Origin of the sequence: Faecalibacterium intestinale (genome assembly GCF_040096575.1) — a bacterium.
GTDB lineage: Bacteria > Bacillota > Clostridia > Oscillospirales > Ruminococcaceae > Faecalibacterium > Faecalibacterium intestinale.
On record NZ_JBBMEN010000005.1, the window covers coordinates 158,892 to 175,164 of the forward strand.

General features: G+C 50.5%; 21 protein-coding genes, 1 other RNA gene and 1 pseudogene. 4 read left to right on the top strand and 19 right to left on the bottom strand.

Features of this window, described 5'->3' with window-relative positions; translation table 11 throughout:
• Positions 1-45: 45 nt before the first annotated feature.
• On the bottom strand, positions 46-1,587 hold the full coding sequence (gene cls, locus WMO20_RS06405; RefSeq protein WP_349186177.1) for a cardiolipin synthase: 1,542 nt from the start codon (positions 1,585-1,587) through the stop codon (positions 46-48).
• Positions 1,588-1,751: 164 nt separating this feature from the next.
• On the bottom strand, positions 1,752-2,600 hold the full coding sequence (locus tag WMO20_RS06410) for a DegV family protein (protein ID WP_112091118.1): 849 nt from the start codon (positions 2,598-2,600) through the stop codon (positions 1,752-1,754).
• Between the two features lie 258 nt (positions 2,601-2,858).
• Here WMO20_RS06410 and WMO20_RS06415 point away from each other — a divergent pair, with 258 nt between their 5' ends.
• A complete protein-coding gene (locus WMO20_RS06415; RefSeq protein WP_316539789.1) occupies positions 2,859-3,401 on the top strand; it encodes a DUF1836 domain-containing protein in 543 nt (180 codons plus the stop codon).
• A 100-nt stretch (positions 3,402-3,501) separates the two neighbouring features.
• On the opposite strand, the gene WMO20_RS06420 is transcribed toward WMO20_RS06415, so the two are convergent.
• The 7 genes from WMO20_RS06420 to WMO20_RS06450 all read right to left on the bottom strand — a co-directional run bounded on the left by WMO20_RS06420 (position 3,502) and on the right by WMO20_RS06450 (position 7,448).
• A complete protein-coding gene (locus WMO20_RS06420) occupies positions 3,502-3,789 on the bottom strand; it encodes a helix-turn-helix domain-containing protein (protein ID WP_097770331.1) in 288 nt (95 codons plus the stop codon).
• Positions 3,786-4,145, bottom strand: a complete 360-nt coding sequence (locus tag WMO20_RS06425; RefSeq protein WP_113620964.1) for a type II toxin-antitoxin system RelE/ParE family toxin — start codon at positions 4,143-4,145, stop codon at positions 3,786-3,788. Before WMO20_RS06425 ends, WMO20_RS06420 begins: the two co-directional genes overlap by 4 nt.
• A gap of 305 nt (positions 4,146-4,450) precedes the next feature.
• Complete coding sequence (locus tag WMO20_RS06430; RefSeq protein WP_349186178.1) at positions 4,451-5,962, bottom strand: recombinase family protein; 1,512 nt, start codon at positions 5,960-5,962, stop codon at positions 4,451-4,453.
• 13 nt (positions 5,963-5,975) lie between these two features.
• Positions 5,976-6,296 (bottom strand): type II toxin-antitoxin system RelE/ParE family toxin, encoded by a 321-nt coding sequence (locus WMO20_RS06435; RefSeq protein ID WP_097785877.1) that lies wholly within the window; start codon positions 6,294-6,296, stop codon positions 5,976-5,978.
• Entirely contained in the window at positions 6,293-6,598 is a 306-nt protein-coding gene (locus WMO20_RS06440; protein ID WP_035393314.1) for a type II toxin-antitoxin system RelB/DinJ family antitoxin, read from the bottom strand. The genes WMO20_RS06435 and WMO20_RS06440 overlap by 4 nt, the downstream gene beginning before the upstream one ends.
• 111 nt (positions 6,599-6,709) lie before the next feature.
• The gene (locus tag WMO20_RS06445; protein ID WP_143405465.1) at positions 6,710-7,141 is read right to left on the bottom strand and encodes a hypothetical protein; all 432 of its coding nucleotides are present in this window, start codon (positions 7,139-7,141) and stop codon (positions 6,710-6,712) included.
• A 58-nt stretch (positions 7,142-7,199) separates the two neighbouring features.
• Positions 7,200-7,448: a hypothetical protein gene (locus WMO20_RS06450; protein ID WP_097791371.1), complete on the bottom strand. Its 249-nt coding sequence runs from the start codon at positions 7,446-7,448 to the stop codon at positions 7,200-7,202.
• Between the two features lie 149 nt (positions 7,449-7,597).
• Between WMO20_RS06450 and WMO20_RS06455 the strand changes: the two are divergent.
• Positions 7,598-7,786 (top strand): annotated as a pseudogene (locus WMO20_RS06455) (DUF6061 family protein); the annotation flags it as partial.
• Between the two features lie 72 nt (positions 7,787-7,858).
• Here the strand turns inward: WMO20_RS06455 and WMO20_RS06460 are convergent.
• The 7 genes from WMO20_RS06460 to WMO20_RS06490 form a co-directional block, all read right to left on the bottom strand.
• The gene (locus WMO20_RS06460; protein WP_112091226.1) at positions 7,859-8,398 is read right to left on the bottom strand and encodes a hypothetical protein; all 540 of its coding nucleotides are present in this window, start codon (positions 8,396-8,398) and stop codon (positions 7,859-7,861) included.
• The gene (locus tag WMO20_RS06465; protein ID WP_242983423.1) at positions 8,395-8,715 is read right to left on the bottom strand and encodes a hypothetical protein; all 321 of its coding nucleotides are present in this window, start codon (positions 8,713-8,715) and stop codon (positions 8,395-8,397) included. The genes WMO20_RS06460 and WMO20_RS06465 overlap by 4 nt, the downstream gene beginning before the upstream one ends.
• A 92-nt stretch (positions 8,716-8,807) precedes the next feature.
• Complete coding sequence (locus WMO20_RS06470) at positions 8,808-9,782, bottom strand: hypothetical protein (protein ID WP_349186179.1); 975 nt, start codon at positions 9,780-9,782, stop codon at positions 8,808-8,810.
• Between the two features lie 156 nt (positions 9,783-9,938).
• On the bottom strand, positions 9,939-10,628 hold the full coding sequence (locus WMO20_RS06475; RefSeq protein WP_349186180.1) for a DUF4367 domain-containing protein: 690 nt from the start codon (positions 10,626-10,628) through the stop codon (positions 9,939-9,941).
• A complete protein-coding gene (locus WMO20_RS06480; RefSeq protein WP_349186181.1) occupies positions 10,621-11,151 on the bottom strand; it encodes an RNA polymerase sigma factor in 531 nt (176 codons plus the stop codon). Before WMO20_RS06480 ends, WMO20_RS06475 begins: the two co-directional genes overlap by 8 nt.
• Before the next feature lie 64 nt (positions 11,152-11,215).
• Positions 11,216-11,881 carry a sigma-70 family RNA polymerase sigma factor gene (locus tag WMO20_RS06485; RefSeq protein WP_349186182.1) on the bottom strand — a complete coding sequence of 222 codons (666 nt, stop codon included), beginning with the start codon at positions 11,879-11,881 and terminating at the stop codon, positions 11,216-11,218.
• The gene (locus WMO20_RS06490; RefSeq protein WP_349186183.1) at positions 11,865-12,695 is read right to left on the bottom strand and encodes a helix-turn-helix domain-containing protein; all 831 of its coding nucleotides are present in this window, start codon (positions 12,693-12,695) and stop codon (positions 11,865-11,867) included. The genes WMO20_RS06485 and WMO20_RS06490 overlap by 17 nt, the downstream gene beginning before the upstream one ends.
• A 674-nt stretch (positions 12,696-13,369) precedes the next feature.
• Between WMO20_RS06490 and WMO20_RS06495 the strand changes: the two genes are divergently transcribed.
• Both WMO20_RS06495 and WMO20_RS06500 read left to right on the top strand, forming a co-directional pair.
• Positions 13,370-14,635, top strand: a complete 1,266-nt coding sequence (locus tag WMO20_RS06495) for a plasmid recombination protein (protein WP_349186184.1) — start codon at positions 13,370-13,372, stop codon at positions 14,633-14,635.
• Between the two features lie 17 nt (positions 14,636-14,652).
• Positions 14,653-14,829 (top strand): hypothetical protein, encoded by a 177-nt coding sequence (locus WMO20_RS06500; protein WP_349186185.1) that lies wholly within the window; start codon positions 14,653-14,655, stop codon positions 14,827-14,829.
• A 98-nt stretch (positions 14,830-14,927) separates the two neighbouring features.
• On the opposite strand, the gene WMO20_RS06505 is transcribed toward WMO20_RS06500, so the two are convergent.
• From WMO20_RS06505 to smpB, 3 genes are all read right to left on the bottom strand, one after another.
• Positions 14,928-15,179, bottom strand: coding sequence for a DUF6061 family protein (locus WMO20_RS06505; RefSeq protein WP_112149030.1), 252 nt, complete (start codon positions 15,177-15,179; stop codon positions 14,928-14,930).
• Positions 15,180-15,331: 152 nt separating this feature from the next.
• Positions 15,332-15,682, bottom strand: a transfer-messenger RNA (tmRNA) gene (gene ssrA / locus WMO20_RS06510).
• Between the two features lie 72 nt (positions 15,683-15,754).
• Positions 15,755-16,237 (bottom strand): SsrA-binding protein SmpB, encoded by a 483-nt coding sequence (gene smpB / locus WMO20_RS06515; RefSeq protein WP_112091044.1) that lies wholly within the window; start codon positions 16,235-16,237, stop codon positions 15,755-15,757.
• Positions 16,238-16,273 lie beyond the last annotated feature (36 nt).

Sequence of the window (16,273 nt, forward strand, 5' to 3'; positions counted from 1 at the left end):
TTGGAGCCAGTATGCCCCGCCGCGCGGGATTTTATGAGCAGGCAGTTACATCAAGGGGCTTAACAGCCGCAGCACGCTGTCCAGCACCGTACCGGCCAGCCCGGTGCGGCAGTCCGCGCACTGCACCTCCCGGCACTGGGGCAGGGTGCGGCGCACATCGTCCCGCAAAGCCAGCACCTGACTGTTTTGCAGCAGCAGCACCCCACACTCGAAGTGCAGGAACATACTGCGGTAGTCCATATTGATGCTGCCCACCACCGCCGCGCGGTCATCGCTGACGCAGCACTTGGCGTGGAGAAAGCCCGGGGTGTACTCGTAGATACGCACCCCCGCCCGCAGCAGGGGCAGATAGTACGAGCGGCTCAGCCGGAACACCAGCTTTTTGTCCGGGATGCCCGGCAGCACCAGCCGCACATCTACCCCGCGCTTGGCGGCGTTGCGCAGTGCGTCCAGCATTTCCTCGCCGATAGCGAGATAGGGCGTATAAAAATAAACGTACTGCTGTGCTTGTGCCAGAATATCCAGATAGACGGTTTCCGCCACCGGCTCTTCGTCCAGCGGGCTGTCCGCGTAGGGCTGCACCACCCCATCGCTGGCGGGCAGCACCGCAAGCTGCGGACGGAAGGCGCTGTAATCCTGCTCAAAGGGACGGAAGGCGTTCCAGAAATCCAGAAACATCACGGTAAAGTTCCACACCGCAGCGCCCTCGATGCGCAAGCCCGCGTCCTTCCAGTAGCCGAAGCGGGTGATCGCGTTGATGTATTCGTCTGCCAGATTGATGCCGCCGGTGTAGGCTACTTTGCCGTCTATCACCACGATCTTGCGGTGGTCGCGGTGGTTCATCACCAGCGAAAGCAGCGGCACCACCGGGTTAAAGGGGATGCAGCGGATATGCGCCCGCTCCATGCGCACCGCAAAGTCCTTGGGCAGACCCAGCAGGCTGCCAAAATCATCATAGATTAGCCGCACGTCCACCCCCTGCGCCGCCTTGCGCCGCAGAATGTCCTCCACGCCCTGCCACATCTTGCCCTGACTGACGATGAAAAACTCCAGAAAGATGCTCTTTTCCGCTTTTTCAAGGTCTGCCAGCAACGCCGGATACATGGCTTCGCCGCAGGAGAAATACCGGGCGGTGGTGTTCTGCCATGCAGGATAGCAGCCGTATTGGGTCAGGTAGCGGCTCACGCCCCGGTTTTCATCGCACAGCCCGGCAGTCTGCCCGGGCTGCTGGGCGCGGTCTGCCCGGTGCGCCTGCTCCACCGCCTGCATTTTGCTGCGCAGGCGGCGGGAGGGGCGCTTGTTGCCAAAGGCCAGATACAGCGCCCCGCCCAGCAGCGGCAGCAGCCCGATGAGGGCGATCCAGCCCACCTTATAGGCGCTGTTTTCGTCCTTGCGCACCAGATACAGAATGATCAGCAGGCTTAACCCGTTGAGCACCCCGGTGACCCACACCCGCGCCGTGCCGGTGGTGAGGGCAAAAAACACCCACGCCAGCCATGCAAGCTGCAGCGCCACCAGCACCACCGTGACCGTGATGCGGTTGAGGATGCGGTTGAAAAATTTGACGATCGGCAACCGGAACAGCATACCATCTCCCCTTTCCGTGTTTCTAATACGGTTAAGTATAACGCGGTTTTTCACCCTTTGCAAGTTTTTGGTGTCGGGTGCACCGGAATTATTCCGCATAAAAAAGTTCACCGGAGCGTCCGCAGATGCCCCGGTGAATCAAGATCCTATTCTATATTTTCTGCTCAGACGGTCGGTGCTTCGTTATCCTCGTAGCCCACCATCAGGCCGCCGTACTCTGCATAGTAGCTGCACAGCGCGCCGCAGGTGCCTACCTCCACCTTGGCCTCCGGGAACACGGCATGGACCATGTGCTTCAGCCGCTCCGCAGCGGCAGCGTTGCAGCAGTGGTCGATGTGCACCCGGCCGTTGGTCAGGCCGTGCGCCTTCATTTCCAGCACCATGCGCTCCAGTGCGCCGTGCTCGCCGCGGGTCTTGCAAAGAACCTCCAGATCACCGGCATCGCTGGCCTGCCCGATGACCCGGATACCCAGCATCCGCGCCACAGCAGCCACAGCGGGCTTCACGCGGCCATTGCGGGCAAGGTTTGCCAGAGATTCCAGCGCAAACAGCAGATGAGTGTGCTCATGGTACGCCCGGATCTCCTCACATACGGTATCAAAGGGCTTGCCGGCCTTGATCAGCGCCGCCAAACGCTCCACCAGCAGTCGGGACTCCGCACCAGTAGACAGGCTGTCCAGCACAAAGACCCGCGCGCCCTCGTGGCTCTGCTCGTATTCCTCGCCCGCCAGCAGCGCGGCGTTATAGGCACCGGACAGCGTACCGGTAATGGTTACAACATACACCTCGTCTGCGCCCTCGTAGGCGGTGAGCCAGTCCGAGATATTGGGGCAGGAGGTGCTGGTGCGGCCCTTATAGGTGCGCATCATCTGAGCCAGCGCGGGGGCATCCACCTCTGCGGTGTCCACATATTCCTGCTCGTCGGTCAGGATCTTCAGCGGCACGCAGGCAAAATCCACATCGGGGAGCTGGTACACATTTGCAGAGGAATCTACAATGATCTTGCTTTTCATATTTTTCTCCACTTTCAAGCGGCGCAATGCCGCGGTCATTCCTTTGTTTGTGACCATCATAGCAGTTTTTCAAAACCCTGTCAACTGTTTTTTCAAATTCTTTTACAAAGTTTTCGTTGCCCGTTGACCAATTTTTCAAAATGCGGTATACTATTTTACAGGCAGAAGTGCTTTTGCGGAAAGCAATTGCCCTGCCTTTGCACAAAAACAACGTTCCTGCTTGCAAAAAGTGCAGGAGCATGAACGGAACAAGATGCTATGAAAGCTGAAACCAAACTCCGCGTTGCGGCGTGTGCTGCGGGCTTTGCCCTGCCCCGGTACAACGATCTCCCCTCGGTAGGGCTGTATCTGGACCAGACGGTGCAGTTCGTCAACGGCTACTTCCGCAGCTTCTGCGGGGTGGAACTGACCCCCTCTATGGTAAGCAACTACGTCAAAAAAGGGGTGGTGGATCACCCCATCCGCAAAAAATACACCCGGGATCAGATCGCATCCCTGATGTACATTGCAGTCTCCAAAACGGTGCTCTCGATCGAAAATATCGACACCCTGTTCAAAATGCAGCGGGAGCACTGCTCCGCCGGGACAGCCTACGATATCTTCTGCGAGGAACTGGAGACCAGTCTTTCCGTGGTGTTCGGCAGCAAAGCCGCCCAGCCGGAGACTGTGCTCAACGACGAGCGTCTGCTGCTGCGCAGCACCATTTTTGCGGCGGTCAACAAAATGTATCTGGACTGCTGCTTTGATGCCTTGCGGCAGGAGCAGGCTCTGTGGTCGGATATCCTGCCAGATCTGGCGTGACAGTACAAAATAATATTGCAGGCACAAAAAAACCACCCAGAAACGCAAGTTTTCGGGTGTTTTTTGTTGGCAGACAGGCTAAACCATATCCGATGCCAAATCATTTTGCAGATGCGGGAACAAACTCGATTTTAACTTTCATTCCCATTCCGGCTGCAAGCCGCTGTAGGGTGCGAAGCGACGGATTCGCGTTTCCACGTTCCAGCTTGCTGATGTCGGTCTGTGCAATGCCCGTGCGCTCCGAGAGCTGCTTCTGGGTCAAGCCGCTTTCCTTGCGCGCCTTGAGCATGGCTTCGATCACGGAAAATTCCGGGTCAAGTGCGTCCCATTCGGCCTTGAATTCAGGGTCTTTCATCTGTTCATTCAAAAAATCATTGAAGTTTGTCATTTGGAATTCTCCTTTCGGGTAAGATACTCTATGCGATATTGTTTTGCCAGTGTGATCTCCGAAGCAGGTGTTTTCTGAGTCTTTTTGATAAAGCCATTTGTAAGGATCACCCTTTTACCGATCACGAAGAAGTACAGCACACGGGTGATGTCTGAGCCAAATTTAGTGCGGATCTCAAAAATTCCATCGTCCAGTGCTTTGGAATAGGGTTCTCTTAAAAATGGCCCTTCTTCACGGAGCAGGGCGACTGTACGCAAAACCTTGGCCTGCATTTTCTTATCCAGACTCAGGATAAACTCTTTTGCAGGCTCAGAGCCATCGGGCTTATCGTAAAATTCAATTTCATATTCCTGCATGGCCGTACTTCCTTCAAATAGCGGATTTATCTCATATCCAGTATAGCGGATATATCCTCTATTGTCAAGAGCGTATCGCTTTACATATTCGTTCCTTTATAGGACGATAATGGCATTTTAAACCACAAAGGGAGAACACTATGACTTTCTGTCGATTTGTAGCGCCGTGTATATCTGCCGCAAAAATAAGAGCAAGCGCATCCGATACTGTCCAGAAGCAGGATCAAATACGCTCGCAATTTCAAAAACGAAATGCAACCTGAAATGTAACCGGTTACATTTTTACAAAGAAAAGCAGCCAGAAATCAACAAAACCACGTTAATTTCTGGCTGCTGTCTGGTGGAGCGAAGCAACCCAAATCCGAACCATTGCCCTCTGGGGCATCTTTGGCGGCAATTTCATCGAAAGTGATGGTTTTTGTGCCGTCTTTGTAGTTGAATGTAATCAAAACTTTTTCATCATAGAGATAAACAGCGTTCACGAATGTATTGATAAGCGTTTCCCGGTGGCTTTTCACGTTCGGGTCGAGCTTGCGGAACCGGGTCAGCCAGAACCGAACCTGATTTTCACTCAACCGAGGCCGAGCGATTTTTTCTTCGGCAATCCGAACCTCAAGCTCTTTCTGCTGGGCTTCCAGCTTTTCCAAACGTAACTTGGTGGAGTTGGTCAGCACACCTGCTTGGATGGCGTTCAGCATATTCTCAATGCCGTTCTCTACCTCGCGCATCTGCTTTTCCAGCAAAGGGAGTGTGGTGTTTTCCTGATCCTGCAACTCCATCACTTCCGCAACGATGGCATCAATCACGGCATCGTCCTGAATCAGCTTTATGGTTTCAGCTACGACCAAATCTTCCAGCCATTCCTTACGGACGGTCTTTTTCTTGCAGGTCTTGAAACGCTTCGCGGTGGCGCACTTATAATAATGATGAACGACTTTGTTCCGACCCGTGCCGCACTCGCCGAACATCATGGCGCCGCGCATTCCGCAGAACAGCTTGGTGGTGAGCAAGTAATCATCCTCGGCCTTGTGGCGGGCAGGAGCGCGGCTGTTCTTTTTGATTTTCAGCTGCACTTCCTCAAACAAATCTTTATCCACGATGGCCGGGATGCTGTCGGGCATCACAATGTCCTTAAAACGGTTCTCGCCGATATAACGGCGGTTTGTCAGCAAGGTCTGAATACTGTTATAGGTGAACTTCTGATTGCGGTTGGTAGTCACGCCGCTGTCGTTCAGCCAGTTCATCAGTTCTTTCATAGTTGCGCCATCGTTGTACCGCTGAAAGGCTTCTACCACAAAGGGAGCTTTCAGCGGATCAACTTGAAAGAACTTCTCCTCATCCACCTTAAAACCAATGGGAATCGTGCCGCCGTTGTACTTCCCCTTCAGAACATTCTCGGTCATGCCGCGCACAACTTTTTCAGAAAGTTCTGTCGAGTAGTATTCAGCCATGCCGGTGAGCATACTCTTGACCATGATACCCGCAGGGCTGTCAGAGATAGGCTCCGTGGCAGATACCAGCTTGACATGATTTCGTTCCAACTGGTACTCATAGTGGGCCGAATCATAGCGGTTTCGGGCAAAACGGTCAAGCTTCCAGACCAGCACAATGTCAAACAACCGTTTCTCGCTGTCCTTGATCATCTGCTGAAACTCCGGGCGATTGTCCGTCTTTGCGGAGAATGCACGATCAATGTAGTGCTTAATGACCGTGATGCCGTTCTTTTCGGCATAAGCCGTACATTCACGAATCTGGCCTTCGATGGATTCTTTACGCTGATTGTCGCTGGAATAGCGGGCGTAGATTACGGCGGTCATGCAAACACCCCTTTCACTTCATTCTCCGCAGGCGGCGCACAAGGTCGGATGCACTGTACAGAACACGGGCCACCGACACGGCATCCCCGCCCACGATGTAGAACACCGAGTAGTTATCCACCAGCATCTGCCGCAGCCCTTGGGTGCGCTCCGGCTCACTTTCCACCAGCGCACAGCGTTCCGGCAGGATGTTCAGCGACTGGATGGCTTCTGCAATGCGGTTGTACTGCCCCATAGCCGTATCAGGTTCAAGCAGACGGTCAGCAATGTAGCTGTAAATCTGCTCCATATCGCTGAGTGCCATCCGGGAAATTTTCACATCATACTGTTTCATCTGTGCTGTTCCCTGAACTGTGCGAATGCGCTTGCAGCATCCACGGTATCACCGTTCTGAATCTCCTTAATGCCCACCTGCAAGGCTGCATGGAGCTGGTCATCGGTCATGGTGTCAGCGTTCAGAGCCGCAGGAGCCTTCGGCAGGGACAGCGAGAAGGGGATGCCGCCAGTCAGGGTGATCTGGCGCAGGTACATATCAATGGCTGTTGCCATCGGGATGCCGAGCTGCTTCAACACATCCTCGGCTTGCTGCTTAACGGTGGGGTTGACACGAAGATTGAGTGTCATCGTTTTTTCCATGGTTATCACCTCGGCCTTATTGTAACGTATTTTGCGTTGCAAATCAACAACTCCCAAACTTATAATTAAATTTCTCCATATTGCACAACATAACTTCAGGTTCTCCGACTTCTAAAATTTTGCTTCATACCAATACCAATGTGCTGCAATTCGTTCAGTATATTGTGTATTATCACCTTCTGATTCTGCCCACGACCATCCATTTCCACTTTTTACAAACTCAACCGGAACATCTTGAAAGCCATGTGGTTCATCATCTTCAGAATAGTAAAAGCCCTTATATGTAGTACTCGGAATGAGCCCGAAAGAGCCTGTACAAAATTCCACCATATCATCTGCGTAATAATATACTTTCCATCCATTCCACTCTAGCGGTCCCATTGGATGTTCTTCTATCACTTTCCGCGCATAGTTTGTCAGCTCATCCTGATTTCGCAGTACATAAGACTGGATGGATTTTTTGCTAAATGGCCGAACAATCAACGCCGTAGCTACAGCAATACACCCTAGTGCGGTCAAAAGTCCAATGCAAATTCTTTTCATGTTTTTCTCCAGTCAACTGAAAACATATCACGCTGTAAGAACTATGATATCGCAGACTTTACTTTAGCGTGTGTACAATATGCAGTGCCATATCTGCATTTTCTTTGTCTACAAATATCTCTGTGATATACTTTGGTTTTATACCTAGAGTTCCAATTCTTGCCTGATCGAACGTATTACGCCGATTGACATCTTTAGTTTTGCAATAGAACTTGATTCCCGCAGCCGCCAACGCATCCGTGATGCGACTGCCTTGGTAGGGATCAGAAACGGTTGCGACTTGCGATTTGAAAAACTGCTCTAGCATAAAAGGATCTCCTATATACACTCTAAAAGAAATCTCTTGCGTTTCTTACTGGAATAACGAAATTTAAGCCCAATTTATTTCGTTTGTCTACAAAATTTTTCAAAATCGTATAGCTGCACATAAATTCATGGAAAATTTGTTGCATAATCACAGTTTTGTTTATCTGCATCGCTATTGAGGACGAATACAGCAATACTCCAACGCAGCGGGCGGAACTGGACTGGCTGCTCTACAACAAGCCCTTGGAGTATGCTCAGCTTGTGCTGGGTGGTGAGATTGAGCATTATCTCTCACTCAGCTGTGACCATGGCAGATTTAGAGGATTGACCTTTAATTAAAATATCCAAGGCAAAACAACAGCCCTCTACTTGCAGTCGTTGCAAATAGAGGGCTCATGGTTAGTTAGTAGTTCAACCTATTATGGTAACCATCTGAAAATACTGATACTGGTATTCATCTTCTAATACCGCCTGCATTTCTTCCATGTATAGCGGGTCTTTCAACAGTTTGGGATGAAATGCTCGCTCTCTCCAGAGTCGGACTCCAATTTCGGGAAAAAAATATTCCGTTCCCAGTTGCAAGTCCTTTTCGTTGCAAATAACGTTGTCCTTTTTCATTAAGCTATCAATAATACACTCGGCGGCTGTATTAAACATATCCATCCCGAACAATTTTATTGATGCCACTTTAGACAAATCACGCTGGATGCCGATTTCAGCAGCTTTTCCGTTCCGATACTGCACAAGAAAGAACGAATCATTATCCATATATCGTCCGGTTATCAAATTAGGGTCATCGGTTTCCGCACAACATTCCATTTGCATTGCTTCATCAGAGGAATTCGACCACTGTTTCTTCATTTGTAGAAGAGCATTTTCTAATTCATCTGATGTCATGCCTAATTTTAATTGTCCAATTCCAATATGTGGTTCAATAATTATCTCTTTCATAACAAAACCTTATACCAAAAAGTGAGCCATACAAATGCAGCAGTTGCACATATCATCAGAACCAGTAGTATCGTACTTGCAAGTTTTTTCTCAATGGAAACTTTCTGATTTTCGCACAAGACAATTTGCTGAAGATTGTGAAATTCGGCTTCGCTGACATTTCCATTTAACGCTTTCCATGTATTGCGGCGTTCTGTAACCAGCAAGAAATCAGACAGCATTTCCATAAAAATGACGGCGAAAAATGCCAGAGAAAAGAACCACATACCGCTCCATTGGCTTGCTGTCAAAGTATCTCGGAGCGTTGCCGGTTTCAAGGACTGTACCGCAATGACATAAAGTACGGTACTTTGTTCACAGTTGTTCTCCTTAATCTGCTGGCACCTATACACCGTTATTCCCATCATGTCTAAAAGCGAATTGATTTTGCAATTTCCAATGCCTGGCTTTCCGACACAGAACTTGCTTCAAGTTCAATTGCAACAAAGCATTCTTTCTCGTTATCATAAGCGAGAACGCCTAAATTGTTTACTGGTTCTGAATTTGCACCATCTTGAAAAATTACCGTTGTAAGTGCAGTCGTTCCGCGTTCCGTGGTTTGTATCACATCGTATTTATTATCCGTGTCAAACCTGTAAACCGATCCTAGCCGAAGTGCAGAGTAAACAATCTGCACGGAATCTCTATCACCTTCATATGGCTCATAGGTACTGTATCCAACCGCGCCAACCAACACATGATTTTTGTCATAAATATCATATACTGGATAAGACGGATTCAGGCTTGCAAGAACAAGCGGTTTATTATCAGCACGTTGCGTTTGTTCTCTCTTTTGAATTTTCCACCCTTGCGGAAGTTCGATTGAAATAACACTGCTCGCTTGTCCTGATTCTTCAGGTTGAAATTCAATTTGCCGATTTGGTTTCTCCTTGTTTTCAGCTTGTTCTCCTAAAATATCTGATGCGATTTGTCCATATTCTTTATCAGTGGTGATGGATTCCAGATACTGATAAATCGTATTTCTTTCTTCATCCGACCCACTATAGGGAAGCTCTGTTTTTATGCCGGATAAAACAAGCTGCTGAAAGTCTTTATCATTCATCAGTTTGTCATATTTCAACACATACAGTGTGTCTTGAGGGAATTTGATAAGGCGATTTGTCAACACCGAAAAGCAATCTTCTGTATACCCACCATCCGATTCTTTAAGCTTTTGCAGTACTTGGCTTGTGCTGGCATTTTCAAGATTAGATAAAAATTCCTGCTCGCTTGTCACCGATGTCGATATAGGAGAGTTCATAGAAGTTGAAGAGGATACTTTTGTTGAGCAAGCTGACAATCCTATGATTGTCGCAACCGAAATTGCAATGAAGCTCCTTTTCATATAGAACATACACCTCCCGTTTGTTTCCATCAGAAGCTTTTACTTAGACAACGCAGCAACCAACACATTTGTTGCAGGATTTTCCAAATTTGTTTACTTAAACAAAAATCCATCCTCGCATTTGTGCTCATCTACAAATATCTAGGCATTTTGCTGTTAACAAATACTTTCTGCAACCCTCATCAACTCATCCAATGAACCATCGCCCATAATTGTGCAGGAAACACCAGCATCCTCCCAAATCAAAATATAACAGGTGACCTGCCCCGGAATCTCACTTGTTCCAAGTGTTGCTTCCTTATCTCCAATCTTTACAGTTGTATAAACGGTATGTTCATTATCGAATGTTTCAATCTGTCCGTATGCGGTTATAATTGAACAATCCACAAAATAGATTTCTCCGGCAGCATTAACATACGCATGAGAGAATGTTTCCTTTTTATCATAGCCTTGCGTATAGTCACGCCAAAATCCGACTTGTACATAATGTTCACTATACGCATCGGGAAGCTGCTCTAATGGTTCTCCCTCAACTTTATAAGTGACTTGCATCTCAATTGGTAAGAACTTCTGAATCATCGTATAGACTGTCTTGCGGAAGTCTGCGCTTACTGCAAGCGCACCGAGAGTTAAAATTACCAGCGTCAGGGCTGCAACAAGCACCCGTTTCAGCATAGGGCGGCGTTTATGCAACGTCGCTTGCAGGCGAGTATCCCATCGGGAAGTGTCAGGGTAGCGTTCTTTAAGCTGCGCCGGAGTTGGCAGCTCGTCCAGTTCTTTTTGTGCATCTGCACGGAGTGCCATCATCAACGCTGCATCAAAAGAAACTTCTGTCCGTTCACTCATGGCTGTTCAGCTCCTTCCACAATCGTTGTCTTCCACGGAAAAGTCGCATCCGAACCACTTCGTCCGTCAGGCCAAGCGATTCGGCAATATCCCGGTTGGTATAGCCCATTGCCAAAAGGCGCAGTGGGTCACGATACATTGGTTTCATCTGTCCAATCAATTCTGTCAGGTGTTGGATGTTATCGGTGCTGACTACTGCATCGTCCGGCACCGGGGCATCATCTGGTGCGTCCGGGACTTCTTCCAGCGGTTCTTCTCGCTGCTTGCGAAGCATATCGTATGCACGGCTTCTACTACAACTAACGAGATAAGCGGCGAGTTCGTGACAGTTTTCTCGATGAATTTTAGAAAAATTTTTGGCAACGTACAAAAACACCTCTTGCAGCACATCCTCTGCCAGATACAAATCGCCCATAATTTTGTAAGCGGTATGGTAGACCAGCCGCTTGTAGGTATTATATACATCTATAAATTGTTCTTCGCTGCTCCGGTCATCCAGAACTGCCAGATACATTGCCAGCATTTTCGCCCACATCCCTCTTATCGGGAGGAATTATGTCAACTTGACACAATTCCTCTCTGCCAATTCAGATAAACCACCACGGCAGTTCCAGCCACAGGTTATCCATGGCCTGTTCCTCCGTCTTTTTTGCGCGGCCTTTTGTCAGGTGAAAGTATATCGCCGTGCCGATCAGCGGATGTTCCTCGCCATCGGTGAAGCCATAGCGGTACAGCAGGTAGGTCTGCTCTCGCTGGGTCAGCCGTTTCAAGGCATCGTACAGTTCCCGGCGCGATTCCTGCTCCTCCATAATGCTCTGCGGCTGCATGGCGTAGGGGTCGGCTATGGCTTCAATGCGCCGCAGTTGTTCCTCTCCCGGCAGAACATCGTCCAGCGAAACGCGCTGGTAACAGATACCATCCTTATCCTCCATCACCATCCGCTGCTCAAAAGCGTTAAAGGCATCCCGCACCATGTCCATCATGGCGTTGCGGATGGCAGGAGCAGCATAGGTCAGGAACTTCATGCCACGCGCTGCATCGAACTTCGGCACGGCCTTCCATAAGCCCAGATTGCCCGCCTGTTTCAAATCATCCGTGTCAAGGTTCAAGCCAGACTGTGCCAGATTCATGCTGCGGAAAAGGTCATTTGCCACCTTGCCGATAAAGGACTTGTTGTTGTCGATCAGGCTGTCCAGCGCGGCAGCATAGCCTTTCTGTGCCAACGCACAAAGCCGTTCATTCGTCTGCTTCATGGGCGTTTTCCTGCTCTGCAGCAGACTGCAAGATTCCCAGCAGACCGCTTCGCAGCTGTTCCAGTGCTTCCGGCGTGACTCCTTCCATACCCGAAACGCTGTCCAACATTGCATCCGTCAACTGCTCTGCCGTAATCGTTGGGTGCTGCACATCCTGCCCTTTGGTCAATTCGGTGAACATCTTCTCTGCCACTTTCTTGCTCATGGCTTCCTGCTCGGCGTAGTGGCTCCCGATACCCTTTTTGATTTCCTTGACCGCTGCCATGAAGTACATTTCAATATCATCAAGGTCGCCTTGGTACACCGGCTTTCTCCGAAGGCTGATGTCCTTTGCGGCTTTGGCTGCTTCCGGGGTCTTGACCTTTGTGCGCAGAAGGGTACTCAATGTCGTGAGCATAGCGTTCTGTGCTGCGATGCCGGATGCAAAGGTATCATCAAAATACTGCGCTATGCGGTAAGTAAGCTCTGCAAAGCGGGCGTTTTCCAGCAGCAGGTTGACCACCTCTGCATTGATGCGCCCTGTGTAGAGGTTCTTTGCGGCTTCTACGGACAAGCCCAGTTCGGCAATGTCGTAATTTTTGCGGTCGGGGATGTTGGTTTCTCCCAGCAGAAAATCCGTGGACACGTTAAACAGCCTTGCAATCCTCAGCACCTGCTCATGGGTCAGGGTTCCTTTCGCACCGCTGATGAAGCGGCTGATGGTGCTCTTGGAGCAGCCGATCTCCTTGGCAAGCTCTGGTTGGCTGATGTTGTGTTCTTTCATCAAGTCCGCAAGACGAACGTTGGATGGTGCGGGCAGATATTCCTGTGTCATGTGGTCGGCCCTCCTTTTTGAGCTTTTTCCTCATTATAATACGCTCTGCCGTTTTGTTCAATATACGGTTTCCTCTCTGCCCTTGCTGTTGCAGCCCTGCAACCAGTAAGGGCTTTTTTCTTTTTCCGTTGCAGTTTTGCCGCTTTTTCGCCCTTCCTGCAAAATTTTCCGTATATTCAGGCAGGAAGCAAAAAACACCAGAGTTCCCACGTTGGGTACTCTGGTGCAGTACATAACATCTACCTGCCCGGTGGCCGCAGGGTGCGGGGTTTTGTAGGCATCGAGCCGCTTGTCCACCCCTGCCCGTAAAAAGTGCATTTTTTCACGGAAGAAGTTCGTACAACCTATACGGTCTGTACTTGTACGCATCTGTACGGCGAATTGAAGAAAATTAAAACGAATTGTCGTTTATATTTCAAATTTCCGTACACCGTACGAACCGTACAGGTTATTTGAACTCCGTACGCGATTTTTTCGGATGCGTACGGAGCAATCAAGTTCGCATTGTGCGAACTTGATTGTAACTCTCCCGCAGGAGACGTTCCCCCTCGGAGAGCCCACTACACTTTGCAGACCATAGGGATGAAAGTGTCATAGTGGGTTATTACACTTCCGCAGAAGTGCATCTCCGTTCCCCGTCACCTCTCGATGAACCTTGAAAGGAGGGATGCCCTTTGGCAAGAAATGATGGCATTGACCGCACCAGTGTTCGAAATCTCGCCGTTTCGGACAAGGCCGTTGGCAACACTCAGCAGCACAACGAGCGCGAAAAGGACAGCTACCGGAACCCCGACATCATCCCCCAGCGCACTGCATGGAACATCCACTTCAAAAAGCCAACCGCCAGCTACACCGACCTGTTCGCCCAGTTGGAAGCCGATGGAACCATCTCCACGCGCGGCCTGAAGCCGGATGCCACCCATTATTGCGAGCTTGTCTTTGATGTCAACTCGGCCTATTTTGACAATCACGGTGGCTACGAGTTCGCCAAGCAGTTCTATGAGGATGCCTACAAAGCAGCCGTTCAGATCGTGGGTGGTGAGCAGTATATCCTCTCGGCAGTCATGCACGCCGATGAGATCAACCGTGCCATGACCGAAGCACTAGGCCGCGAAGTTTACCACTACCACCTCCATGTGGTCTATGTGCCTGTGGTGGAAAAGCAAATCCTGTGGTCGAAACGCTGCAAAGACAAGGCATTGGTTGGCACCGTCAAGGAGACCGTCATGCAGGTCAGCCGAAGCAAGAAGTGGGCTTCCAAGCCCCTGCTGGACGATGCCGGAAAGCCTGTCCTGCAAAAGAGCGGCAAGCCAGTCCTGAAGAAGTCGTACAGTGTCCTGCAAGACGATTTCTTCAACTATATGCGCAATGCCGGGTACACGGATGTGGAGCGCGGTGAGCGTGGCAGCACTGAAGAACACCTGACCGTCACCCAGTTCAAAGTCCAGCGGGAGCAGGAGCGGCTGGACAGCCTGACCGCCCAAGCCGACCAAAAGGCGCAGTCGCTTGCCAAAACCAGTCAGACCCTCTCCAAAAAGGAGAAGGAACTTGCCGCTGTGCAGAAAAAGGCCACGCTCACGAAAGAAGCCCTCATTCATGCGCGCGATCTGGATTATATCGGCAAGCGCACCTTCCTCGGTAACTACTCGCTGACCGAAGAAGAATTTTCCAAGCTGAAAAAGCAAGCCGACCACGGCTATATGATGGACGTGGAGAACCGCCGCTTGAAAGAAGAACTTTCCACCGCCAAGAAGGAGGCCGTTCGTTGGAGCAACAAGTACCACGACCTTTGGTATGATGTGAAGCCTTATCTGGATGCTCTCCACCGTGCGCCCGAACTGGTGCGCGGCTTTCTGGAAAAGATTCTTGCCCCCAAGCAGGAGCGCACCATGAATGTGCCGCAGCGAAACCGCAAGCGTGGGCAGGATATGGAACTTTGATTTTCGGAGGATACCATTTGAACAAAAAGAAGAAGTCGAACAAATCCGGCTACCCGGATGAAGCAATCAAGACCCTTGCGCGTTGCTTTTATCCCTCCATGGTTGAGTTTTTCAACAGTGAGGAAGGCCAGCGTGAATATGAGAAGTGGCTGAAAGAGCAGGAGGCTCTGAACGCTGCACCCATCGCAGCCTAAAAACAGCAGGACGCTCCCGGAAAGGGGAACGCCCTGCATTACATAGATGTTTCTCACCGAGGTGTGTCCGCTTGGGCACACCTCTTATTTTTTTGCCCTCAGTCCTCCAGCCCGTGGCTCCCGGCCACATTCTTCAAATATTCCTTCGGATCGCCATTCAGAATCAAATCGGCATAGCCCAGCGGGTCATTATAGATAAGGTAGTCCAACTCTGTCCTCTGCGCCATAGTCACATCCAGCACATCCTCGACCCCGGTGCAGTCAATGGAGATCTTTCTCCCATCCCGGAGCAGCAGCTCCACGCAGCCATTGTCCATATTAAACTTGCAGGCTCTTTCATCGTACTTCATAATCATACCCTCCAAATCTTGTTATCAGCTTACGGTCTATGACAAGGTATCGGAGTTTTGTGCCGTCCACGGGAGCCTTCATTGTTATACCCGAAGAAAACGAAAAATCCGAACCCTTCTCCAATCGGAAATAGGTTCGGATTTTTCTTGTTTGGTGGAGGCGATGGGAGTCGAACCCATGTCCGAAAAGAGCTCAGTGTAGGTGTCTCCGGGTGCAGGCGATCTACAACATTCCCGCCGCGCCACGCCGATCGTCAGGCTAGTGCTTTGGTAGCTTCATGAGTTCCTGCCGGTCCGCAAAGCTTAGGTCCGTTCAGGTGCTGTGTCTAAAGGACGCCCCGGCCCCACACGACACAAGAGTGGGCGGAACGCGCAGCACTCAGGCTGCGAGCAACTGATAATTATTGTTGTCAGTTAATTTTTTTGGAGGAGTTATAGAGCAGTTCCCCCACTGCTACCCGCTGCCCAGACCTTGCTCCCCCCGTCGAAACCTTTACGCCCCCTTATAAAGCACATCTTGCGATGTGCGGAAAGCTTGGTTTTCTGCGGTGAGCCGCAGTCTGCAATTGGAATGCTTAATAATACTTGCCGTTGGACTTCACAGCCCGGTCAATGGAGCGCTTTGCATCGCGCTGGGCGGCATCGGCACGCTTGTCGTACAGCTTTTTGCCCTTGCACAAGCCCACTTCCATTTTTACGCGGCCATGCTTGAAATAAAGCGAGAGCGGTACCAGCGTATAGCCCTGCAGCTTGCACTGCTGGTGCAGACGCCGGATCTCACTTTTGTGCGCCAGAAGCCGCCGGACGCGCATGGGATCCTGATTGAACAGATTGCCGTGGTCGTAGGGGCTGATATGCATCCCCTTTACCAGCAGCTCGCCGTTTTCAATATCCACCCAGCTGTCCTTCAGGTTGACCCCGCCGGCCCGCAGGCTTTTCACCTCGGTGCCTTTGAGTTCCACACCGGTCTCCAGCGCTTCCAGAACAAAATACTCGTGGCGCGCTTCGCGGTTGGTGGCGATGGTCTTGGTCGCCGGGCGCTCCTTTGTGGGTGCCATGCTGCGCGCCTCCTTTCTCCGTTCGGTTCGTTGTTT

Excerpts from the sequence above, each read along its gene's own strand:
- WMO20_RS06485 (WP_349186182.1), bottom strand. The coding sequence starts at position 11,881 with ATGAAGCAGACGAATGAACGGCTTTGTGCGTTGGCACAGAAAGGCTAT.
- WMO20_RS06450 (WP_097791371.1), bottom strand. The coding sequence starts at position 7,448 with ATGCTAGAGCAGTTTTTCAAATCGCAAGTCGCAACCGTTTCTGATCCC.
- WMO20_RS06420 (WP_097770331.1), bottom strand. The coding sequence starts at position 3,789 with ATGACAAACTTCAATGATTTTTTGAATGAACAGATGAAAGACCCTGAA.
- WMO20_RS06460 (WP_112091226.1), bottom strand. The coding sequence starts at position 8,398 with ATGAAAGAGATAATTATTGAACCACATATTGGAATTGGACAATTAAAA.
- WMO20_RS06505 (WP_112149030.1), bottom strand. The coding sequence starts at position 15,179 with ATGAAGTACGATGAAAGAGCCTGCAAGTTTAATATGGACAATGGCTGC.
- WMO20_RS06440 (WP_035393314.1), bottom strand. The coding sequence starts at position 6,598 with ATGGAAAAAACGATGACACTCAATCTTCGTGTCAACCCCACCGTTAAG.
- WMO20_RS06435 (WP_097785877.1), bottom strand. The coding sequence starts at position 6,296 with ATGAAACAGTATGATGTGAAAATTTCCCGGATGGCACTCAGCGATATG.
- WMO20_RS06480 (WP_349186181.1), bottom strand. The coding sequence starts at position 11,151 with ATGCTGGCAATGTATCTGGCAGTTCTGGATGACCGGAGCAGCGAAGAA.
- WMO20_RS06425 (WP_113620964.1), bottom strand. The coding sequence starts at position 4,145 with ATGCAGGAATATGAAATTGAATTTTACGATAAGCCCGATGGCTCTGAG.
- smpB (WP_112091044.1), bottom strand. The coding sequence starts at position 16,237 with ATGGCACCCACAAAGGAGCGCCCGGCGACCAAGACCATCGCCACCAAC.
- WMO20_RS06470 (WP_349186179.1), bottom strand. The coding sequence starts at position 9,782 with ATGAAAAGGAGCTTCATTGCAATTTCGGTTGCGACAATCATAGGATTG.
- WMO20_RS06430 (WP_349186178.1), bottom strand. The coding sequence starts at position 5,962 with ATGACCGCCGTAATCTACGCCCGCTATTCCAGCGACAATCAGCGTAAA.
- WMO20_RS06490 (WP_349186183.1), bottom strand. The coding sequence starts at position 12,695 with ATGACACAGGAATATCTGCCCGCACCATCCAACGTTCGTCTTGCGGAC.
- WMO20_RS06410 (WP_112091118.1), bottom strand. The coding sequence starts at position 2,600 with ATGAAAAGCAAGATCATTGTAGATTCCTCTGCAAATGTGTACCAGCTC.
- WMO20_RS06475 (WP_349186180.1), bottom strand. The coding sequence starts at position 10,628 with ATGAGTGAACGGACAGAAGTTTCTTTTGATGCAGCGTTGATGATGGCA.
- WMO20_RS06445 (WP_143405465.1), bottom strand. The coding sequence starts at position 7,141 with ATGAAAAGAATTTGCATTGGACTTTTGACCGCACTAGGGTGTATTGCT.
- cls (WP_349186177.1), bottom strand. The coding sequence starts at position 1,587 with ATGCTGTTCCGGTTGCCGATCGTCAAATTTTTCAACCGCATCCTCAAC.
- WMO20_RS06415 (WP_316539789.1), top strand. The coding sequence starts at position 2,859 with ATGAAAGCTGAAACCAAACTCCGCGTTGCGGCGTGTGCTGCGGGCTTT.